Below are 20,475 nucleotides of genomic sequence, written 5' to 3'. Positions count from 1 at the left end.
CCCTGCGGATACCGCTATCACAGCCTATCCAATTGTCCCCGCGAATGGGAAGTGGTCAGACGCCCTAGAACACCATGCACGGGGGAGTCGCGCCCATGAAAAAGATCGAAGCCATCATCAAGCCGTTCAAGCTCGACGAGGTGAAGGAGGCCCTGCAAGAGGCGGGCGTCCAGGGCCTGTCCGTGGTCGAGGTCAAGGGCTTTGGCCGACAGAAGGGCCATACCGAGTTGTATCGGGGCGCCGAATATGTCGTCGACTTCCTTCCCAAAGTGAAGATCGAGGTGGTTCTGGCCGACGATCAGGTCGACAGCGCCATCGAGGCAATCATCGGCGCCGCCAAGACCGACAAGATCGGTGACGGAAAGATTTTCGTCTCGCCCGTCGAACAAGCCATTCGCATCCGGACCGGTGAAACCGGCGACGACGCGCTGTAATTCCAACACTGCTACTCCAAAAGAGGTATCAAACATGAGCGCAGCTGACGTTCTCAAGCTGATCCGCGACGAAGACGTGGACTACGTCGATATCCGGTTCACCGACCCCAAGGGCAAACTCCAGCACGTGACCATCGTGTCCGATCTGGTCGATGAAGACTTCCTCGAAGAAGGCTTCATGTTCGACGGGTCGTCCATCGCTGGCTGGAAGTCCATCGACCAGTCCGACATGAAACTGATCGCCGACACCGAAAGCGTCTATGTCGATCCGTTCTACGCGGAAAAGACCATCTGCCTGCACTGCAACGTGGTCGAACCCGACACCGGCGAAGCCTATGACCGCGACCCGCGCGGCACCGCTCTCAAGGCCGAAGCCTACCTGAAGTCCTCGGGCGTGGGCGACACCGCCTACTTCGGCCCCGAAGCCGAATTCTTCATCTTCGACGATGTCCGCTTCTCGGTCTCGATGAACAAGGTTTCCTATGAAGTCGACGCCATCGACGGCGCCTGGAACACCGACACCGAATACGAAATGGGCAACACCGGCCACCGTCCCGGCATCAAGGGCGGCTACTTCCCGGTCAACCCGATCGACGACGCGCAGGACATGCGCTCGGAAATGCTCTCGACCATGAAGCGCATGGGCATGAAGGTCGACAAGCACCACCACGAAGTGGCCTCGTGCCAGCACGAACTGGGCTTGATCTTCGGCACGCTGACCAAGCAGGCCGACGAGATCCAGAAGTACAAGTACGTCATCCACAACGTGGCTCAGGCCTATGGCAAGTCGGCGACCTTCATGCCGAAGCCGATCTCGGGCGACAACGGCACCGGGATGCACGTGAACATGTCGATCTGGAAAGACGGCAAGCCGCTGTTCGCTGGCGACAAATACGCCGACCTCAGCCAGGAAGCCCTGTATTTCATCGGCGGCATCCTGAAGCACGCCAAGGCGCTGAACGCCATCACCAACCCGGCGACCAACTCGTACAAGCGTCTGATCCCCGGCTTCGAGGCCCCCGTTCTGCGTGCTTACTCGGCCCGCAACCGGTCCGGCTGCGTCCGTATTCCGTGGTCGGAATCGCCGAAAGCCAAGCGCGTTGAGGCCCGTTTCCCCGATCCGGCCGCGAACCCCTACCTGGCGTTTGCCGCCCTGCTGATGGCCGGCATCGACGGCATCAAGAACAAGATCGACCCGGGCGCAGCCTCGGACAAGGACCTCTACGATCTTCCGCCGGAAGAACTGGCCGAGATCCCGACCGTCTGCGGCTCGCTGCGCGAAGCGCTGGAAGCCCTGGAAGCCGATCACGAGTTCCTGCTGGCCGGTGACGTGTTCACCAAGGGGCAGCTTGAAGGCTACATGGCGCTGAAGTGGGAAGAGGTCTACGCCTACGAACACACCCCGCACCCGGTGGAATACAAGATGTACTACAGCTGCTGATCCAGCTGGACCATCAGATCAGGAAGGGCGTCCCGACCGGGGCGCCCTTTCTTTTTGCCCGGTCAAAACCCGGCAACAATCGCCCGCCCCGGGCCTGACCGTTTCACATTTTGGCACCAAGCCTGACATGATTGTCGCCAAAATGCTCACAGTCACTCCAAATTCTCCACACAATTTCGGTGTTAACCATATCGAAACAACGCTGGAGGATTGACCATGAGCAGTGGGTCCAACAGTACGATTTCGGCATTGTGCTATGCCAAACCTTCATATCTGGACTTCCGGGAACTCACCCGGGAGCTGGAAGAGTCTCTGTGCAACCACTCGGAGCTGGATGCGCATCTGTCGTCGCAATCCGACGATTTTGTCATATTTGACATGGTCGGGCTGCGAATATGCGTCGCCTACTGCGATTTCAGGCGGGACTTCCCGGATATCGACTGTTTCCGCGATTTCGCAGAATGCCTTGTGTTCTCTGTCGGAACCGGGCCGGACGGAAACGGCCATGGGCAGCTTTTCGAACACAGATCGGATGTCTGCCTTGGGCTGGCGGACCGGGTCCAGTCCCGGCATCCCGCCGACGAACTTCTGATGATGGAAGTGGATGAAACCGTCGCGTCAGACATTTGTGGGACGATCATCGATTGTATTGTGCCAATCGTGCAGAAGGAACTTGAACGGCAACGACGCGCCACCGCAGGCAAGGCGGGCGTCACGGCAGGTTCCATCGTCCCGACACATCCGGCGGCAAATGCGGACAGCCGCGCAGTGGTCAGGCGACCGCGCCCGAAAATCGACGACGCCAATGCGCAAAAGGACTGCTTCGACCGAGAAAGGGTCAGGATCGCGCTCTACCCGAGCGAAGATGAACTGCCTGTTCCGCGGCTGGCCAAACCGCTGGCGCACAGGGCCGCGATCAATGCCCTGAACGCGTCAGTTATCGCGTTTTCGCTGCCAATGGGCGCCGTCGTGCTGACCTGTTCCATCCTCGGACGCGAAAGCCTGAACCTCAGCGCCCGTGCGATGGGGCTTGCCGGGGCGTCGCTTGGCGTCTCGCAAGCCGAAGCAGGGACACAGATATTGGCGTTTCTGACATGAACAGGACCATGAGACCCCCGACACGGGGCCTGACAAGAACAGGAGATCGAGCAATGTCCACGATACCGAGACGGGCAACTCCAGTCGGCTATCCTCAGCCACGAACCTGTATGACCAGCCATAGGCACGGCGCCCGGCCCGAAGACGTTCTTCCGTCATTGGCCGCGCGCTATGACGCCGAATTGGCCGAGCGGGAAGCAATCCGTGCCGTCCTTTCCGGAGACAAGCGCAAGCCCCGATGGGGTGCACTGCGGCGGTTGGTACCATCAAATGGTCTTGCGACACCGGACGGTATGCCCATTGAACGACACCTGTCCACAAATGCGTTGAACGCCGCGGTCCTTGCCTTTGCGCTTCCCGTGGGCGTGGCATTGTTCATCCTTGCCGCTCTCGGGCGGGAAAGCCTGTCTCTGACCGCGCGCACGATGGCCTTGACTGGCACCGCGATGGGCACGTCCCAGCTTGATGTCGGGCAGGAGATACTCAAGGTCTTTTTCTGAAGATGGCGCAGCAAGGCAGGACGACAGGCGCAAGCATCAAGGTCAGCGATTTCCTGCGCGAAGCACAGGGCCGCCAGCCCGATATCGGCAAGCGCACGGTCTCAAGGCCGCGCCGGGTCCGGGCCGCCGGTACCTGGTCGGCCCTTTTCGGAACCTTGCGCACCCTGCTTCGGGCTGCCAACTACGGTCCCTTGGGCAAGGTCGTTCAATTCGGCCTCGCCATCCTGCTCTACTTCGGGCTGATGCACCTTGACCTGTCCACCGGGCTGTCAACGCGCCTGTTTGGAATGGAACAATCGGGTGGGGTCGTCACCCTGTCGGCCCCAAAGGGCGACACGCTCGCTACCCCTGACTGATCGCACCGCGGCACACAACGCGCGTGTGGATCGAAAACACGACCGCCCCGGTGCCCGGCAACCGCAAGACCGTCTGACGTTCAGACCGTTCAAAGGCGCTGTCGGGGCGCCCGACCGGGCGCTGATCGGCTTCGGCCCGAGGTTGGAACAGAGCCGGGTCTTCATAGCGCAACAGGTTGGCCCGCCAGACCGGCCGCCCCGGCTGTACCCCGTCAAACAACCGCTGAACCCGCGCCGCGATCCCGTCGTCATAGTGGGCAACGGGAACATGGATTACCGTCAATGGCCGCCCGATCTTTTCCGCCAACGTCCAACTGGCAGGAAAGCACAGAAGCGCCGCCGTCAGAACATGCTCGTCGCCCTGTTTTTGCAGGATGCACAGGTCTTCCTGCACCAACTGCGACAGGGTCAACAGCGGGTCCTTCGGGTCAGGTGACACCACCACCCCATCCGGCCGCCTGATCCCATGCCCCAGCATCGCGAAATCGGGCCGCATGGCGATCTCTGCCAGAACCACCGTCAGAAGTTCCGCCGCTGCATCCCGCGCCTCGGGCAGGCAGGCCATCACCCGGTCCCGATGGGCGGCAATCAACCGCGCCTTTTCCGCCAACTGCCCGGCATAGGCGTCATCCACCTGCAACCACTCCCCCGGGGCGACTGGCACCATCGACGGAAGCCGCGCGGCGGCCCGGTCGCGTTGAATCTGCGGGATCTGGCTTTGCAGGATTGGATCGGATTGCGTCATGCCGAATTCTTGGCAGGACTGGTGCGGAGATTCCATACCCGAAAATGTCGAAAACAGACCGGATTTTTCCCGCCCCCCGGCGCAGCATTCGCAGGCAGGCAGGGAGGCCCAGATGAACGACCATTACCGCGACCGACGCAAGATCGACCCAACCCGTGGTGATCGACTGGGCGACGGCAGCCCCAATGACAACGACCGGATCGAAATCGGGCCGACCCAACTGGCATTCTCGGAATGGGCGGCTGCGGGGCTGGAGCTTCCCGATCTGGAGGCCATGCGCGGCTACCGTCTGAACCGTCTGACACAGGCCATCGTGGACCGGGGCTACGGCGGCTTGTTGATGTTCGACCCGCTGAACATCCGCTATGCGACTGACTCGACCAACATGCAGCTGTGGAACACGCACAACCCGTTCCGCGCATGCCTTGTCCTGCCCGACGGTTACATGGTGCTGTGGGACTACAAGAATTCGCCCTTCCTTGCCGAATTCAATCCGCTGGTCCGCGAAATCCGGTCGGGGGCCGACCTGTTCTACTTCGATCGGGGTGACAAGGTGGATGTGGCCGCCGATGTCTTTGCCAACGAAGTGCGCAAACTGGTCGCGGACCACGCCGGGGGCAACCGGCGGCTTGCCGTTGACAAGGTCATGCTGCACGGACTTCGCGCGCTAGAGGCGCAGGGGTTCGAGATCATGCCCGGCGAAGAAGTGACCGAGAAATCCCGCGCCATCAAGGGCCCCGACGAGATCAAGGCGATGCGCTGCGCCAGCCATGCCTGCGAAACCGCCGTGAAGGCGATGGAGGATTTCGCCCGCGCCGCCGTGCCCCAAGGCAAGACATCCGAGGATGATATCTGGGCTGTGCTACACGCCGAGAACATCCGTCGTGGCGGCGAATGGATCGAAACCCGGCTTCTGGCTTCCGGCCCGCGCACAAACCCGTGGTTTCAGGAGTGCGGCCCCCGTATCGTGCAGAACAACGAAATCGTGGCCTTCGACACCGATCTGATCGGCAGCTACGGCATCTGCATCGACATCAGCCGGACATGGTGGGTTGGCGACAGGAAACCGCGCGAGGACATGATCTATGCCATGCGCCATGCCCATGAACACATCATGACCAACATGCAGATGATCAAGCCCGGCGTGTCGATCCCGGAGCTGACCGCGAATTGCCACCGTTTGGACGATCAGTTTCAGGCGCAGAAATACGGCTGCATGATGCATGGGGTGGGCCTCTGCGATGAATGGCCTCTGGTCGCCTATCCCGACAACGCGGTTCCCGGCAGTTTTGACTATGAACTGCAACCGGGGATGGTCCTGTGTGTCGAGGCGGCAGTGGGCGCGGTTGGCGGTGACTTTTCGATCAAGCTGGAAGATCAGGTGCTTGTGACGGAAGACGGGTTTGAGAACTTGACCAAATACCCCTTCGATCCGGCGCTGATGGGCGAATAAAAGTGGGCCGGTCACCGGCCCTCACCTTCCCGAGAGACAGCTGAAACATGGGTTGAGCGGCGGCCCCCTGCCGACCACTTTGGTCCGATCCAAAGGAGGTCCGCCGATGCCCACCGAACGTTTCACTTTTCCCGGCCACAGCGGCGACAAACTCGCGGCGCGACTTGACCTGCCCGACGGGCCACATCTGGCGACAGCGGTCTTTGCCCATTGCTTCACCTGCGGCAAGGACATCACCGCTGCCCGGCGGATCGCAGCACGGCTGTCGGGCATGGGGATCGCGGTGCTTCGGTTCGATTTCACCGGGCTGGGCCATTCGGGCGGCGAATTCGAAAACACGACGTTCTCGTCCAATATCGCCGATCTGGAAGCGGCGGCAGAGGCATTGTCCCAACGCGGCATGGCGCCAAGCCTGCTGATCGGCCATTCGCTGGGCGGGGCCGCCGTTCTGAGCGCAGGCCATCGGATCGAGGGCATCCGGGCCATTGCAACCATCGGCGCCCCGTTTCACCCCGGCCATGTCACCGCGAACTTCCGCAGCGACATCGACCGGATTCAGACGGATGGCGTCGCAGAGGTCAATCTGGGCGGGCGGCCGTTCCGGATTGGTCGGGATTTCGTGCAGGATGTCGAAACCCACGACCTTGAGGACGGGATTGCCGCGCTGCGTACAGCGCTTCTGGTGCTACACGGGCCGCTTGACGCCATCGTGGGGATCGACAACGCGGCGCAGATCTTTGCCGCGGCCCGTCATCCGAAAAGTTTTGTCACCCTTGACGATGCGGACCATCTGCTCAGCCGGGCCGAAGATGCCGAATATGTGGCCGAGGTCATCGCCGCCTGGGCAGGTCGATACCTTGACCTGCGCCCTCCTGCCCCGCCCCCCGGCGTGCCCGAGGGGATCGTCCGCGTGACCGAGGCCGATGCATCCGGGTTCCTTCAGGACATTCAGGGCGGGCCGTATCATCACATTCTGGCGGACGAGCCGATCACCTATGGCGGCACCAATCGCGGGCTATCCCCCTACGGGCTGTTGTCGGCGGGGCTGGGCGCCTGCACGTCCATGACGATCCGGATGTACGCACGGCGCAAGGGCTGGCCGCTGGACGGGGTGAGTGTCGAGGTGGCGCATAACAAATCCCACGCGCAGGATGCGGCAACCGGATCACAGGAACGGGTCGACCGGTTCACACGGACGGTTCACCTGACCGGGGCGCTGTCAGACGATCAACGACAGCGGCTCTTGGAAATCGCGGATAAATGCCCGGTGCACCGAACGATGGAAAACGCCTCGGTCATTGAGACGACGCTTGCCCCGGCAGATCCAGCCTGACCAGCACCCCAAGATGATCTGACCCAAACCGGGGCCGCAGCTCTGCCAACGCGGCGGACCCGTCTGGCACCAACACATGGTCGATGGCCAGCGGCGCGAACCAGCCGAACCCCGGAAAGGTCGACCCATAGCCGCCGACACGGTCGGCCCGCGCCGCCCGCCCGATCTGGCGCACGGCGCTGCCCCAGGGAACCATGTTGAAATCCCCGCCGATCAGAACCGGTTCGTCCAGCGCAGCGAGGCCCCGGATCACGCCGGGCACCTGCCGCGCCTGATCATAGGGGAAGGGCCAGTTCAGATGCACCGATCCGATCCAAAGGCTGTCGCCGCCCGGCAGGTCGGCGCGGGCAAGGATGATCCCCTCTCCGGCGCGGCACCCGTCCTGCCCGTCCTGCAACGGATGGCGGGACAGGATAGCGATGCCGCCGTTGCCCGCGCTCTGGCAGATCTGGCGATGGGGGTAGAGGTCGGCCAGCCCCTCGACGATCGCGGCGTTTTCCCGGCTGACCTCTTGCAGGGTCACGAAATCCGCGTCCGACGCGCGGATATCCTGCAACAGGGCCTCGCGGTCCGTGCCGTTCCACAAAAGGTTCTTTTGATAGATCGACAGCGCGCCCGGCCCCGTCAGACGATCCGCCGAACCGTGCCAATCGGAATAGGTGAACCAGGCCGATGCCGAGACCGCAGCAAGGGCGACAAGCGCAACGCGCCCCAGCCGGGCCAGAAGCAGTCCAAGAACGACAGGCGCACCCAGCAGGATCACATGCGGCCGCAGAACCGCCAGTGCGTCCCCCAACGGCACCACAGCGCCAAGGTGCGTCAGGGCAAGGACGATCAGGCCAATGGCGGCCAGAAGCCCCCAAAGGGCCCGCATCAGGCTTCCTCTCCGCATCGTTGTTCCCATCCATCCGATCGCGATGGCGGGACTATCGCCAGCGACACCTCAAGGCGCAAGTGGGCCGGGCGGGACAGGCGGCAAACTGCTGGCCCGTTCCGTCAATTTGCCGGGTCGATGGGTTGTGACCGGGACCGATCCGCCGTAAGACCCACCCCATCCCGTTTCCCCAAGGAATAAAGGCTGCCACACCGATGATCCCCCGCTATTCCCGCCCCCAGATGACCGAAATTTGGGAACCCGCCACCAAGTTCCGGATCTGGTACGAGATCGAAGCCCATGCCTGCGACGCGCAAGCCGCGCTTGGGGTGATCCCTAAGGAAAACGCCGAGGCCGTGTGGAAGGCCAAGGATGTGGAATTCGACGTCGCCCGGATCGACGAGATCGAAGCGGTGACCAAGCACGACGTGATCGCTTTCCTCACCCACCTTGCGGAACATGTGGGCAGCGAAGAGGCCCGTTTTGTGCATCAGGGGATGACCTCGTCTGACGTTCTCGACACCTGCCTGAACGTTCAGTTGGTCCGCGCGGCCGATATTCTGCTTGAGGGCATGGACCGGGTGCTGGCCGCGCTCAAGACCCGCGCCTACGAACACAAGGACACCGTGCGCGTCGGGCGCAGCCACGGCATTCACGCCGAACCGACCACCATGGGCCTGACCTTTGCCCGGTTCTACGCCGAAATGGACCGCAACAAGACCCGCCTGCAAAACGCGCGGGCCGAGGTGGCAACTGGCGCGATTTCCGGCGCGGTCGGCACCTTCGCCAACATCGACCCGGCGGTCGAGGCGCATGTTTGCGAAAAACTGGGCCTGATCCCGGAACCGATTTCGACCCAGGTGATCCCCCGCGACCGCCACGCCATGTTCTTTGCCACGCTGGGCGTCATCGCCAGCAGCATCGAAAACGTCGCGATCGAGATCCGCCACATGCAGCGCACCGAAGTTCTGGAAGGCGCGGAATTCTTCTCTATGGGGCAAAAAGGCTCCTCGGCGATGCCGCACAAAAAGAACCCGGTCCTGACCGAGAACCTGACCGGCCTTGCCCGCCTTGTACGGATGACCGTGATCCCGGCAATGGAAAACGTGGCTCTGTGGCACGAACGGGACATTTCCCATTCCTCTGTCGAACGCGGTATCGGCCCGGATGCGACAATCACGCTGGACTTTGCGCTGCATCGTCTGGCCGGGGTCGTGGAAAAAATGCTGATCTTCCCGGACAACATGCTCGACAACATGAACAAGTTCCCGGGGCTTGTGATGAGCCAGCGCGTGCTCCTGGCCCTCACCCAGGCCGGCGTCAGCCGCGAGGACGCCTATGCTATGGTACAGCGCAACGCCCTGAAGGTCTGGGAAGAGCGGGTCGATTTCCGTGAGCTTCTTCTACAGGACGCAGAGGTCGTGGCCGCCCTCGGAGAGGACGGAATCAAAGCGAAGTTCGACATGGGCTACCACACCAAACACGTCGACACGATTTTCGCCCGCGTCTTCGGCGAATAGAACGTCGTGGCGGTGGCCGGCCCGGTCACCGCCACATTCGGCCCCTAGCCAAAGGACGGCGCATGAACCATGCCCGGTTGTGGCAGGTGCGTCGGAACAGCAGCAGCGGCAGGGATACGAACGTATTCCGGCAACGCGGGGACCGGCATCGCCATGACCGCGTATTTGTGTCCATCATCGGCATTCACGTAGGGATCACACCACAGATCGGTCGGATGCCCCAGCTTGTTCAACGCGCGATGCAGCCAGAGGTTCGACAGCGACATCAGGATCTTGCCGCCACGCGGGCGGGCAATATCGACAAGCCCGTCCACGATCAGGCCAAGGACGGAAATCCGCTCTCGCATGGATCTTACCTTGTCCGATACAACCAAACGGGTGCATTCCCAAACCGTATCCGTAACCATGTCCGGTTCGATCAGCGCCGGGATCTCGGCCAGATTGCCCAACGCCGCATCCCGCAACATATAGCTGTGGCTTCCCCAGTTTGCCGAGCAGGGCAAGGTACGCGCCCCGGCGATGACATCCCCGTCATCGTCCAGAACAAGGGAATAGAACGCCAGCGGATTGTCGTATTGGTCCATCTCCACCCTGGCATTGTGTGGAATTCCCCAGTTCAACGTATCCACGAAGAATGCTTTCCTCAGCGCCAGGTAGTCCTCGAAAGCAGCCCCATGGCGGTGCATTCCCAGCAGGTCGAAAGTGATATTGTGCACGCCAACTCTCCTTTTAGTTGTATTGTAATTGCCACAAGATCGTGTAGATTGCATCGCAATTATCTCAAGTTGTAGCAAAGCGATCATCACTCTCCTATTGTTAACGCTAGATTAAGCATTAACCGTCATTGGCCCATTTTGGCCGGGAATGAGGTGAAAACCGTTGCATTCCAGATGCTTGAGAGTTGGCGAATTCGCGCCTACCGCAAGACTGCGACATGATGCGGCGACACGGTCCCGGCAACGCAGCCGCCAGTGGGCGCGCATCTGGGCGAATCAATCCGCAAGAATTGTCAGATCAGGCCGAATCCGCTGGCCAATGTGACGGCTTGTGGCGCGGTTTGCGCCCCCAGCTTCGTCTTCGCATTACGCAGGCGCTGTTTCACGGCGCCTTCGCTGACACCCAACTCATGGGCGATCTGCTTGAGCCTTAGGCCCTGCTTGACCATCACCAGCGCCTCGATCTCGGCCTGGGTCAGGTTGGTCGGCGGGGCCTTCTGGAAGTGCAGAGCATGCAGATGCCCCGACAACCGTGATATCTCGGCAGTTGTGAATTCCCGGTCCGGGCGGGCAAATGACCCAAACGACCTTTGGCCTTCGGCGGTATCATCGGCACAACAAATCGCAAGCCCGAACCTAAGGCCGTAATTATACGCCCTTTCAAAGACCCTTTGCGGATCAGGAAGATCGATGGCGCTCCAGCGGATGGCCCCGGTATTGACGTAGACCCAGCGGATGACCGGATCATGCAGCATGAACCGGTTTGCCGTGTAATGTTCGACCCACTGCTGGGGCAGCGCGTTGATCTCCTCAAGGGGAAAGGCAAACCCAAGCCGAAGCGCAAGGTAGTACCCCGACGGTGAAAGCTGCTCCAGCTCCTCTGGGGCAAGCGTTTCGAATTTCCGGCTGTCACTCACGCTGATGATCTTCCCCGGGATCAGTCTTTGATTGTTGCACCGCCACTTTTGTGACAGGCTCCGTTCCAGTGTTACCTAATGTTATCAATGTTTGTCAGGCAACCTAAAAGGGGAAAAGCGACGCCATGGATACAACCGCAGAGATTCGCCGGATACTAACGACGATGCAGGACATCGCTCCGGCTGGTTTTGCGATTGCCTTCCATATCCAGTTCACGACCCCCGCATTCCTGTTCCAGACCTATCCCAAGGACTGGATCAACATGTATAACAAACGTGGCATGGTCATGCAGGACCCGATCGTTGGCTACGGGTTCGAAAACAACGCGACCACGCGGTGGTCCAACCTTGCAGACAACGATCCGGCGGGCGTGCTGCCAGAGGCCAGTAAATATGGGCTCGTTTACGGAATGGCCTGCGGTATCGAAGAAGGTGGCAGCCGGTCCGTGGCCGGTTTTTCGCGCAGTGACCGGGAACTGACAGACGCTGAGATCGACCAGCTCTACAGTCTGGTAAAAGAGCTTCATTCGATGACTGCCGAGGCAAAATCGGTGTCACCGGAAGTCCGGGACGAGCTGCGCAACATGTCGATCTCTTTCACCCATCCCTAGACAGCGGTCAAACAGGACGGGCCCCCCCGAGCAAAGTGACCTTACGTCAACTATCAACAAGCCTGCCTGTCCGGGCCGATTGTTCGTCGCATCCTTGTAGGTGATTCGGCATTTGCCCTTTGCGCAGGGCGCATTTCGTAACCGGTTCTTTACCGAACACATGGTTTCCTTGCCGGGCCTTCCCATCCGTATGGAACCGCGCGATGTCCATGATGCAGTCGATCGACACTCCAACTCCGCCCTCGCCCTCCGTGCGGGTCAGCCGCCGACGCAAGGCTGCGATGGTCGTTCAACTGCTCTTGAAGGAAGGGGCACCCCTGGGGCTGTCACAGCTTCCCGAAGACCTGCAGTTGCAGCTGACACGGGAACTTGGTGGGCTCAAGGTGATCGATCACGCGACGCTAAACGCGGTCATTGCCGAATTTTCCAACGAATTGGAACAGGTCGCCCTGACCGCCCCCGACGGGGTAGAAGCCGCCCTTGCCGCCCTGAATGACACACTCAGCCCGCGCGCTGCCGCTCGGCTGCGTGAAGAAACCGCGCGCGCGAATGGCGGCGACCCGTGGCAACAAGTGCTTGCGCTTGACGTTCCGGACCTTGTGGCCCTGATGCAGACCGAAGGGACAGAGGTATGCGCCGTCACCCTGTCGAAACTGCCAGTAGCCACCGCCGCAGAGGTCCTGGGAAAACTGCCTGGGGAACGGGCACGCAGGATCACCTACGCGGTGTCCCAGACCGCCGCGGTCACGCCCGACGCTGTGGCCCGCATCGGGGCATCACTGGCGGCCGACTACTCGAACCGCCCTGTCCCCGCCTTCGCCACGCAACCGTCGCAACGGATCGGCGCGATCCTGAATTCCAGCGGTGCGGATACACGTGATGCCCTTCTTGAAGCCCTGGGAACGGACGACCCCGCCTTTGCCGACGAAGTCCGCAAGGCGATCTTCACCTTCCCCGACATTCCCGGTCGCGTGCAACCTAACGACATCCCCAAGGTCATTCGCGAAGTGGAAGGCGCGGCGCTTGTCACCGCACTGGCCTATTCGGTCTCCGTCGGCGGGGAAACGGCGGCTGCAGTCGATTTCGTCCTGTCCAACATGTCCCAGCGGATGGCCGACCAGCTGCGTGAAGAAATGGGGGAACGCGGCAAGATCAAGAAGGCGGACGGCGAAGCGGCCCAGGCCCAACTTATCGGCGCAATCCGAGCCAAGGCGGATGCCGGCGACATCACTCTCATCGAAACGGAAGACGACGAAGACTAGAGCGTCATGCGAAAAACCGGAACGACCTAGCCCTACCTGAAATCATAGATTTCAGGGCGTTAGATGATGCCTGATGCTTCAAGTATTTCGTGAGGCGTTCTAGCCATCTACCCGTCCAAATGCAGATAGACGCGGCGATTCTGCTTGCCCTTCTTTTCGATCTTGCCCAGCCGGACCCGCCCGATCTCTCCCGTGCGGGCCACGTGAGTTCCACCACAGGGCTGAAGGTCGACGGTATCCTCGCCCGCGCCGATCCGGACCAATCTGATCCGTCCAGCGCCACGCGGCGGTTGCACTGACATCGTTTTGACCAGACCGGGGTTGGCATCCAGTTCGGCCTCTGTGATCCATTCATCGGTCACCGGCAAATCGCGGCCGATCAGACCATTCAGCGCCGCCTCCAGCGCCTCTTTGTCTTCGGGGGCGTCGGGCATGTCGAAATCCAGCCGCCCCTTGTCCACCGATATCGATCCGCCCGTGACCGGAAGCGGGATCACAACCGACAAAAGATGCAGTGCCGTGTGAACACGCATGTGATGGTGGCGGCGTTCCCAATCCATTTCCTGCGCCACCTGCCGACCGACCTGCGGAAGGGCCGCCGGCTCTGCCGGGACCAGGATAATCGTTTCTCCTTCGCCCTTTACGGTCGTCGCAATGTCGATGCCGCCCCCGTCCCAAACCACGCGCCCGCTGTCGCCGGGCTGCCCCCCGGCCGTCGGGTAGAAGATCGACCGGTCCAGAACGATCCCGCCCTCTTCGGTGATCGCAACGACCGTCGCTGGCGCATCACGAAGATAGGCGTCATCCCGAAAAAGCGGCTCTGTCATGTCTCGTCCCCTGTCGGATCGCCCGCGCCCGGCCGAAGTGCTTCGGGATTGCGTAGCCATATATCCCGTTGCGCAAAGGGAATTTCGATCCCTTCCTCGGCAAACCGCTTGGCGATGGCGTGGTTCATCTCTGATTTTACGTTCATCACGAAATTCACATCCCGCAGGATCGCGCGAATTTCGAAATCAAGGCTGTCCGCGCCAAATCCGACGAACAGCACGTTCGGCGGCGGCGCCATGACAACCATCGGGTTGGATTCAGCAATTTCGCGCAGGATCGCCGCAACGCGAACCGTATCCGTGCCATAGGCGACCCCGACCGGCACAATGACACGGCCAACAGAATTGCCCCGGGTCCAGTTCGTGACCTGACCACTGACCAAATCGGCGTTCGGCACGATCACATCGGTCCGGTCGAAGGTTTCGATCCGGGTGGACCGGACGGAAATATCGCGGACATAGCCCATCTGGCCGCCCACCTCGATCCAGTCGCCTTCGGCGATGGGCCGTTCGATCAGCAGGATGATCCCCGACACGAAATTTGACACGATGTTCTGAAGGCCGAAACCGATCCCGACCGACAGGGCACCGGCGACGATGGCCAGCCCCGACAGGTCAATCCCGGCGGCGGTAATCGCGGCAAGGGCCGCAAGGAAGATCCCGACATATCCCAGACCCGCCACAACGGCGTTCTGCCCGCCAAGGTCCAACCGTGTCTTCGGCAGGACCGAATTGCGCAAGGTGCCCTGTACCAGTCGCGTCAGTGTGTAACCCACGGAAAAGACGATCACGAAGGTAATGAAATTCGTCGGCGATATCCGAGTTTCGCCGATAGCGATACCGTCGCTGAACCGGGTCCAGATCTCGGTCAGGTCGGTCACGCGCGCGCCCCAGATCAGCGCGAAGGCGGGTAGCGACACCAGAACCAGCGCAAACCCCATCAAAACAGGGGCAAGCGCGTCTTCCCGCGATTGGCGCCCCGGCAAGACCAGCGCGTAGACATCAAAGATCAGCCGTTGCAACAGCACAAGCGCCCCGATCAGGGCCAGCGATTCAACTGCCGGATACAGGGCCGCCTCGGCCGCGGCCCGGAACCCAACCATCGCGCCAAGGGGCGCCAGCACCGCAATCACCAGCGCCACCCGTCCGATCATGCGGAATATCCGCGTCCGGTAGGTCTGGTCCCGCGCCGTTTCAACCACGACGGAATCTCCGCCTTCGGTGCCAACCTTCTGGGCATCTGCCCCGGCGCCCCCGCGGACAAGAACCTGACCGAACCGATAAAGAAGGATCGCCGTCAGCACGTGTACCGAGAACAACAGCGCCGCCGTCCCCCCCGCACCGACCCGCGACACAGAGGCCACGGCAGAGACAAGGATGAACAGGCCAAGCGACCAGCCAAGCAGGCCCGTCAGCCGCGCGGCAGTCCCCCGTCCCTCTGCCCCCACGTGAAGCGCATTTTGCAGCCCTTCGTGGAACAGCCGCCGCGCCAGCCATTTGGCCGTGATCACCATTGCCCCCGCTTCCGGCAAGGTATTTAGCAGGCTGCGCCCGCGCGGCCCCATCAGGCGCAGGATATCCACCGCCTCGACCAACAACACGACCCCGAAGATCGGAAGCAGCAGTTCCCCCAGCGAGAGGACGAAATCACGCACCCCCTGCGCCCTTCCCCCGCCCATCGGCAGCAGGTCGCGCGCGCGTTCCATCCACCGCCGCCCACGCGCGATCAGGACGATACCGACGAGAAGAAACAGGATGGATTGAGGCAATCGGTCCTGCGCATTGGCCCGTCGTTCGTCGATCGAAAGGACGGTCCTTGCCTCGGCCAGAACGGATGAAACCGTTCCGCTGACCGCCGCCCATGCATCAGGCCAATACGCCGGGTTCAAAGGGGTCGGGTCCCGACGTGTTAGTTCAGTTGTTTGCAGATCTCGAAGTTGGCGGTCGATCTCTCCGATCATGCCGTTTGCCCGGCTACGGGCTTCTGCCGCCAAAAGCCCCGGAGCGCGAAGAACCGCCAGTTGCTGGTCAAGGCTATCCCGCCGAGCAGAGACGCGGGCGTCTTCCGTGCCGGTTTCTGGCGCAGGGCCCAACGCCGCAATCTGATCCCGGATCGTCGCGACCCGCTGCGCGTTCTGATTTTGAACAGTATCGAACCTGTCCCGCCAGACGACTAGGTTCGCCCGTGTTTCTTCCAGCAGAAATGCCGGTTCGTCCCCGTCAAGTATGACCCCCTCTGCCTGCTCGGCAAGCGCTTCCCACTCGGCATAGTCCAGCCCGGTTTCTGGAACCGCAATCTCGACCGGGGCCGCGCCTTCGTCTACCGGGGCGGTCGTCGTTTCGACAGGTGTCGCATTCTGGGCAGTCGCCGCCCCGGCCAGCCCGAACAGGGCCAGCCCCAGGCACAGCCAAAGTGCCCCAAGCCGTGTCATACGTCCTCGAACACGCCGGGAATAGACTGTGGGCCGCGGTCAAGCCAACCGGGCACCGGCAAGCCCTTTTCCTTAAGGAAATCCGGGTTGAACAGCTTGGACTGGTAGCGCGTGCCATAGTCGCAAAGAACCGTGACAATCGTCTGCCCCGGCCCCATTTCGCGGGCCATGCGGATGGCTCCGGCCACGTTGATCCCCGACGATCCACCAAGGCACAGGCCCTCATGTTCCAGAAGGTCAAAGGCGATCGGAAGGGCCTCGGCATCGGGGATGTTGAAGGCCATGTCCGGCGTAAACCCTTCAAGGTTGGCGGTGATCCTCCCTTGCCCGATCCCTTCGGTGATCGACCCGCCCTCGGCCTTGTGTTCGCCGGTGGTGTAATAGTTGAACAGCGTCGCGCCATCCGGATCGGCCAGACCGATCTTCACGCCCTTGGGCTGAAGCGCCATACCCACCCCGGCCAGCGTCCCGCCAGAGCCAACCGCGCAGATGAACCCATCGACCTTGCCGCCGGTCTGATCCCAGATTTCAGGTCCGGTGGTTTCGATATGGGCCTGACGGTTGGCGACGTTGTCGAACTGGTTGGCCCAGATCACGCCCTCGTTCGTCGTCTTCGCCAGTTCCTCGGCCAGACGCCCGGAATAGCGGACATAGTTGTTGGGGTTGCGGTAGGGCGCGGCGGGCACCTGAACCAGTTCAGCCCCGGCCAGCCGCAGCATGTCCTTCTTTTCCTGGCTTTGGGTTTCGGGGATGACGATGACCGTCTTGAACCCCATCGACGCACCCACCAGCGCCAGCCCGATCCCGGTGTTCCCGGCCGTGCCCTCCACGATCGTCCCGCCCGGCTTCAGCAGGCCCTTTTCCACCGCGTCCTTGATGATGAACAGCGCCGCCCGATCCTTGACCGACTGGCCCGGGTTCATGAATTCGGCCTTGCCCAGAATGGTGCAGCCCGTGGCCTCGGACGCGGCGCGCAGCTTGATCAGGGGCGTATTGCCGATACTGGCGGCGAGGTCGGGCTTGATCTGCATCTTCGGGCCTTTCATTCAGCGTGACACGGCCCGTCGAACCGGGCGTTGATCCATGTGTATGGGCGGGGACGCGGGAACTCAAGCAGGGGCGGCGGTCAACCGGTCTTTGTTCCGGTCCAGCCAATACAGCATCGAGATCAGCGGCCCGGCGTTCACCTCGCCCGTGTCGATCATGGCCAGCGCTGCGGCCAGCGGCAGGATATGCAGGCGCAGGTCTTCCGCTTCCTCTTCCAAGCCGCCGGAATACTGCTGCGCCCCGCCCAGATCGGCCACCCCGGCATAGCAATAGAAATAATCCGTCGATCCCCCCGGAGAGGCGTAATAGTCGAACATATGATGCAGGGTGATCTGGCCCAGCGCGGCCTCTTCCTCTGCCTCGCGGCGGGCAGCGGCGGCGGGGGTTTCACCGGCGTCCACGATCCCTGCGACGGGTTCAAGGACCCAAGGATTCGCGTCGCCCCGCATGAAAGGGCCAACCCGGAACTGTTCAACCAGCAACACAAGGCCGCGTGCCGGGTCATAGGGGAGCACCAGCGCCGCATCGACCGCATGGAACACCTCGCGCGGCAGGGGGCCGCTGTCGGACCCGTCGAACCGGTCGTGGGACAGGGTCGCCTGACGAAATTTGTAGAACCCGCCGGCTGGCGGCGTGGCGGACAACACGCGCGCATCGTCGGGGCTGGAGGTCCGTCGGTGGGTGGCAGGGGCCGCATTGGCCGCCGCGCGGGCGCGGGCATGGGCCCGCATCCGGATCATGCCCCATTGCCGCGCCAGATCTTCTCCGGACAGCGGGGGGTCATGGGCGGCGATCTCCTCGGCGGCGTAAAGCGTTACTTCGCCATCCTCCGCAAACCAGTCATCAATCGACCACGGATCGCCGCTGGCAGCCTGCGCCACCGGCGGCAAATAGACCTCGGCAGGCAGATCCCCCGCTGATGTCCGAACCGTCACCGGCGACCGGACGTAACCAAAGGGGAGTTCGTAGGCATCCAGCCGATCCAGCTGTTCCGCCGACAGACCGCGTAATAGCAGGCCCTCGGCCTCGGCCCCGTCGCGCTGTACGATCATCGGCAACGGGCTGTCCCGATCCCGGTCCACGGCATAGCCCGGCAAGCTGGCCGGTTCCGCCACCGCAGGCCCCGGCCCGCCAATCAGGTCAAGCAACCGGGGATGGCGCAGCGTGCCGTAGAGGAACAAGTTCATTCTCAGGACGCTCGCTTGCCCACGAATTCGACGATGAGCGCGGCAATGATCGCCCCGATGAACAGGGCGCCCAGAACCTCGACAGTGGCCAGCATCTGCCCGGTTTCGACCCCGATTTCAAAGATGCTGACGACAGCCTCGACCGGGCCGTCATAGCGTTTGTCCAGCGACCGTTCGACCATCTCGACGGCGGAATTTCCGAACAGCGCCCAGAAGATGATCGCCACGGCCGTGGTGACGCCATAGCTGATCGCCGCGTTCAGGCCCATCCCGGCCCGCTTGCCCGCCACGACCCAGCCCATCAGGATGCCAAAGCCCGTGTTGATCCCGATCCAATAGGTCGGCATCGTTCCTTCGGGGAAAATCGGAACGCATAACTGCGAAACATGCCAGGCCAATGCCCCGAAAAGCACGGCGGCGACAAGTTTGCCCATGGTCGGCATGGACTGCCCTCCTCTGCTGCCGGTCGCCGCCTTCTGTTCTGGCCCTAGGCCGGGCGGCTGACCGTAATCTGCGTCACGTCGCAGTTTCCGCTATGGAAGGTTCCCGCGCAAGAGGTGAGGTAGAAGTTCCACATCCGGCGAAACCGGTCGTCAAAGCCCAGCGCCGCGACCTGATCCCATTTGTCGTTGAAGACCTCGTGCCAGCGGCGCAGGGTCTGGCTGTAGCTTTCGCCGAATTCGACCGACCGGGCCACCGAAAGCCCCGCCTTTTCCACCTCGGCCCGAAGCACCTTGGGCGAGGGCAGCATTCCGCCGGGGAAGATGTATTTCTGGATGAAATCGACACCGCGCCGATAGACCTCCCACCGCTTGTCCTGAACGGTGATGATTTGAAGCGTGGCGTTCTTTCCGGGCTTCAGGCACTGGCGCACCTTTTCGAAATAGACCGGCCAGTATTTCTCGCCAACCGCCTCGAACATCTCGATGCTGGCGATGCCATCGTATTGGCCCACCTCGTCCCGATAGTCCTGCAACTTGAACGTTACACGGTCAGAAAGCCCTGCCTTTTCAATGCGGTCCACGGCATACTTGAACTGTTCCTTGGAAATCGTCAGGCAGGTGACCTTCATGCCGCGCTTGGCCGCCGCATATTCGGCAAAACCACCCCAGCCACAGCCGATTTCAAGGATGTGGTCGCCCTCCTGCGCGCCCATCTGGTCCAGCATCGAGGCGTATTTCTGCTCCTGCGCCTTCTCAAGACTTTCCTGCCCCGTTTCGAACTTGGCGCTGGAATAGGTCATGCTTTCGTCCAGCCACAGGCTGTAGAAGTCGTTCCCAAGGTCATAGTGGTAAGAGATGTTCTTTTTCGCTTGCGACTTGGTGTTGGACTGCATCCAGAACCGAAGCTTCTCATAGGCTCGCACCAGAAACTGACCGGGGAACCCGTCATAAATTTCCTCGGCCTCGTCATGAACAAGGTCCATGAAGGTCATCAGGTCTGGCGTGGACCACCAGCCATCCAGATAGGCCTCGCAGAACCCCAGATCGCCCTCCCGGATCAGGCGCGCAAAGCAATCGGGGTTGTGGATACGCAATTCCGCGACATAGCCCGGCGCGGCACCCTCCGCCCGGAACACCCGCCCGTCGGGCAAGACCATATCCAGCCGACCCCGTTTCATGGTTTTCACCTTGTCGAAAACGGCTGCAAAGTATCGTGGCAGATCGCTCTGCCCTTTGGTGGTTGTCAGGATCATCCCCACTCCTGTCCTTGTCGCCGATG

At 61.9% G+C, this 20,475-nt stretch carries 20 protein-coding genes; 10 read left to right on the top strand and 10 right to left on the bottom strand.

Annotation, left to right across the window (positions count from 1 at the left end; genetic code table 11):
- Positions 1-95 precede the first annotated feature (95 nt).
- From U3648_RS07660 to U3648_RS07640, 5 genes are all read left to right on the top strand, one after another.
- The gene (locus tag U3648_RS07660) at positions 96-434 is read left to right on the top strand and encodes a P-II family nitrogen regulator (protein ID WP_420858657.1); all 339 of its coding nucleotides are present in this window, start codon (positions 96-98) and stop codon (positions 432-434) included.
- A gap of 34 nt (positions 435-468) precedes the next feature.
- Positions 469-1,875 (top strand): type I glutamate--ammonia ligase, encoded by a 1,407-nt coding sequence (glnA, locus tag U3648_RS07655; RefSeq protein WP_129680603.1) that lies wholly within the window; start codon positions 469-471, stop codon positions 1,873-1,875.
- A 216-nt stretch (positions 1,876-2,091) separates the two neighbouring features.
- Positions 2,092-2,973: a hypothetical protein gene (locus U3648_RS07650; RefSeq protein ID WP_420858656.1), complete on the top strand. Its 882-nt coding sequence runs from the start codon at positions 2,092-2,094 to the stop codon at positions 2,971-2,973.
- Positions 2,974-3,266: 293 nt separating this feature from the next.
- A complete protein-coding gene (locus U3648_RS07645; protein WP_420858655.1) occupies positions 3,267-3,473 on the top strand; it encodes a hypothetical protein in 207 nt (68 codons plus the stop codon).
- A gap of 2 nt (positions 3,474-3,475) precedes the next feature.
- Positions 3,476-3,829, top strand: coding sequence for a hypothetical protein (locus U3648_RS07640; protein ID WP_420858654.1), 354 nt, complete (start codon positions 3,476-3,478; stop codon positions 3,827-3,829).
- Here U3648_RS07640 and U3648_RS07635 read toward each other — a convergent pair.
- A complete protein-coding gene (locus U3648_RS07635) occupies positions 3,816-4,574 on the bottom strand; it encodes a heme-dependent oxidative N-demethylase family protein (RefSeq protein WP_420858653.1) in 759 nt (252 codons plus the stop codon). The genes U3648_RS07640 and U3648_RS07635 overlap by 14 nt on opposite strands.
- Positions 4,575-4,686: 112 nt before the next feature.
- On the opposite strand from U3648_RS07635, the gene dddP reads away from it, so the two are divergent.
- Together dddP and U3648_RS07625 are read left to right on the top strand one after the other, a co-directional pair.
- Positions 4,687-6,027, top strand: coding sequence for a dimethylsulfonioproprionate lyase DddP (dddP, locus tag U3648_RS07630; protein ID WP_420858652.1), 1,341 nt, complete (start codon positions 4,687-4,689; stop codon positions 6,025-6,027).
- Positions 6,028-6,133: 106 nt separating this feature from the next.
- Positions 6,134-7,360, top strand: a complete 1,227-nt coding sequence (locus U3648_RS07625) for a bifunctional alpha/beta hydrolase/OsmC family protein (RefSeq protein ID WP_420858651.1) — start codon at positions 6,134-6,136, stop codon at positions 7,358-7,360.
- Here the strand turns inward: U3648_RS07625 and U3648_RS07620 are convergent.
- On the bottom strand, positions 7,323-8,234 hold the full coding sequence (locus tag U3648_RS07620; RefSeq protein WP_420858650.1) for an endonuclease/exonuclease/phosphatase family protein: 912 nt from the start codon (positions 8,232-8,234) through the stop codon (positions 7,323-7,325). The two genes, U3648_RS07625 and U3648_RS07620, sit on opposite strands and share 38 nt — an antisense overlap.
- A gap of 215 nt (positions 8,235-8,449) precedes the next feature.
- On the opposite strand from U3648_RS07620, the gene purB reads away from it, so the two are divergent.
- The gene (gene purB / locus U3648_RS07615) at positions 8,450-9,754 is read left to right on the top strand and encodes an adenylosuccinate lyase (RefSeq protein WP_420858649.1); all 1,305 of its coding nucleotides are present in this window, start codon (positions 8,450-8,452) and stop codon (positions 9,752-9,754) included.
- A gap of 44 nt (positions 9,755-9,798) precedes the next feature.
- Here purB and U3648_RS07610 read toward each other — a convergent pair whose 3' ends face one another.
- Together U3648_RS07610 and U3648_RS07605 are read right to left on the bottom strand one after the other, a co-directional pair.
- Positions 9,799-10,470, bottom strand: coding sequence for an acyl-homoserine-lactone synthase (locus tag U3648_RS07610; RefSeq protein ID WP_420858648.1), 672 nt, complete (start codon positions 10,468-10,470; stop codon positions 9,799-9,801).
- A gap of 293 nt (positions 10,471-10,763) precedes the next feature.
- Complete coding sequence (locus U3648_RS07605) at positions 10,764-11,387, bottom strand: helix-turn-helix transcriptional regulator (protein ID WP_420858647.1); 624 nt, start codon at positions 11,385-11,387, stop codon at positions 10,764-10,766.
- 125 nt (positions 11,388-11,512) lie between these two features.
- Between U3648_RS07605 and U3648_RS07600 the strand changes: the two genes are divergently transcribed.
- A complete protein-coding gene (locus tag U3648_RS07600) occupies positions 11,513-11,998 on the top strand; it encodes an autoinducer binding domain-containing protein (RefSeq protein WP_420858646.1) in 486 nt (161 codons plus the stop codon).
- Positions 11,999-12,201: 203 nt separating this feature from the next.
- Positions 12,202-13,260, top strand: a complete 1,059-nt coding sequence (locus U3648_RS07595; RefSeq protein WP_420858645.1) for a flagellar motor switch protein FliG — start codon at positions 12,202-12,204, stop codon at positions 13,258-13,260.
- 107 nt (positions 13,261-13,367) lie between these two features.
- Here U3648_RS07595 and U3648_RS07590 read toward each other — a convergent pair whose 3' ends face one another.
- From U3648_RS07590 to U3648_RS07565, 6 genes are all read right to left on the bottom strand, one after another.
- Positions 13,368-14,087 (bottom strand): alanyl-tRNA editing protein, encoded by a 720-nt coding sequence (locus U3648_RS07590; RefSeq protein WP_420858644.1) that lies wholly within the window; start codon positions 14,085-14,087, stop codon positions 13,368-13,370.
- Positions 14,084-16,519 (bottom strand): DUF3772 domain-containing protein, encoded by a 2,436-nt coding sequence (locus tag U3648_RS07585; protein WP_420858643.1) that lies wholly within the window; start codon positions 16,517-16,519, stop codon positions 14,084-14,086. The genes U3648_RS07590 and U3648_RS07585 overlap by 4 nt, the downstream gene beginning before the upstream one ends.
- Complete coding sequence (locus U3648_RS07580; RefSeq protein WP_420858907.1) at positions 16,516-17,550, bottom strand: cysteine synthase A; 1,035 nt, start codon at positions 17,548-17,550, stop codon at positions 16,516-16,518. The genes U3648_RS07585 and U3648_RS07580 overlap by 4 nt, the downstream gene beginning before the upstream one ends.
- Positions 17,551-17,628: 78 nt before the next feature.
- Entirely contained in the window at positions 17,629-18,753 is a 1,125-nt protein-coding gene (locus U3648_RS07575; RefSeq protein ID WP_420858642.1) for a gamma-glutamylcyclotransferase, read from the bottom strand.
- 2 nt (positions 18,754-18,755) lie between these two features.
- Positions 18,756-19,196 (bottom strand): TrgA family protein, encoded by a 441-nt coding sequence (locus U3648_RS07570; protein ID WP_420858641.1) that lies wholly within the window; start codon positions 19,194-19,196, stop codon positions 18,756-18,758.
- Positions 19,197-19,240: 44 nt separating this feature from the next.
- Positions 19,241-20,449, bottom strand: coding sequence for a class I SAM-dependent methyltransferase (locus U3648_RS07565; RefSeq protein ID WP_420858640.1), 1,209 nt, complete (start codon positions 20,447-20,449; stop codon positions 19,241-19,243).
- Positions 20,450-20,475: the final 26 nt, after the last annotated feature.

This window comes from Marivivens marinus (assembly GCF_035969385.1).
In the GTDB taxonomy this organism is placed as follows: Bacteria; Pseudomonadota; Alphaproteobacteria; order Rhodobacterales; family Rhodobacteraceae; genus SELP01.
This window is presented reverse-complemented; position numbering and strand designations above follow the sequence as displayed.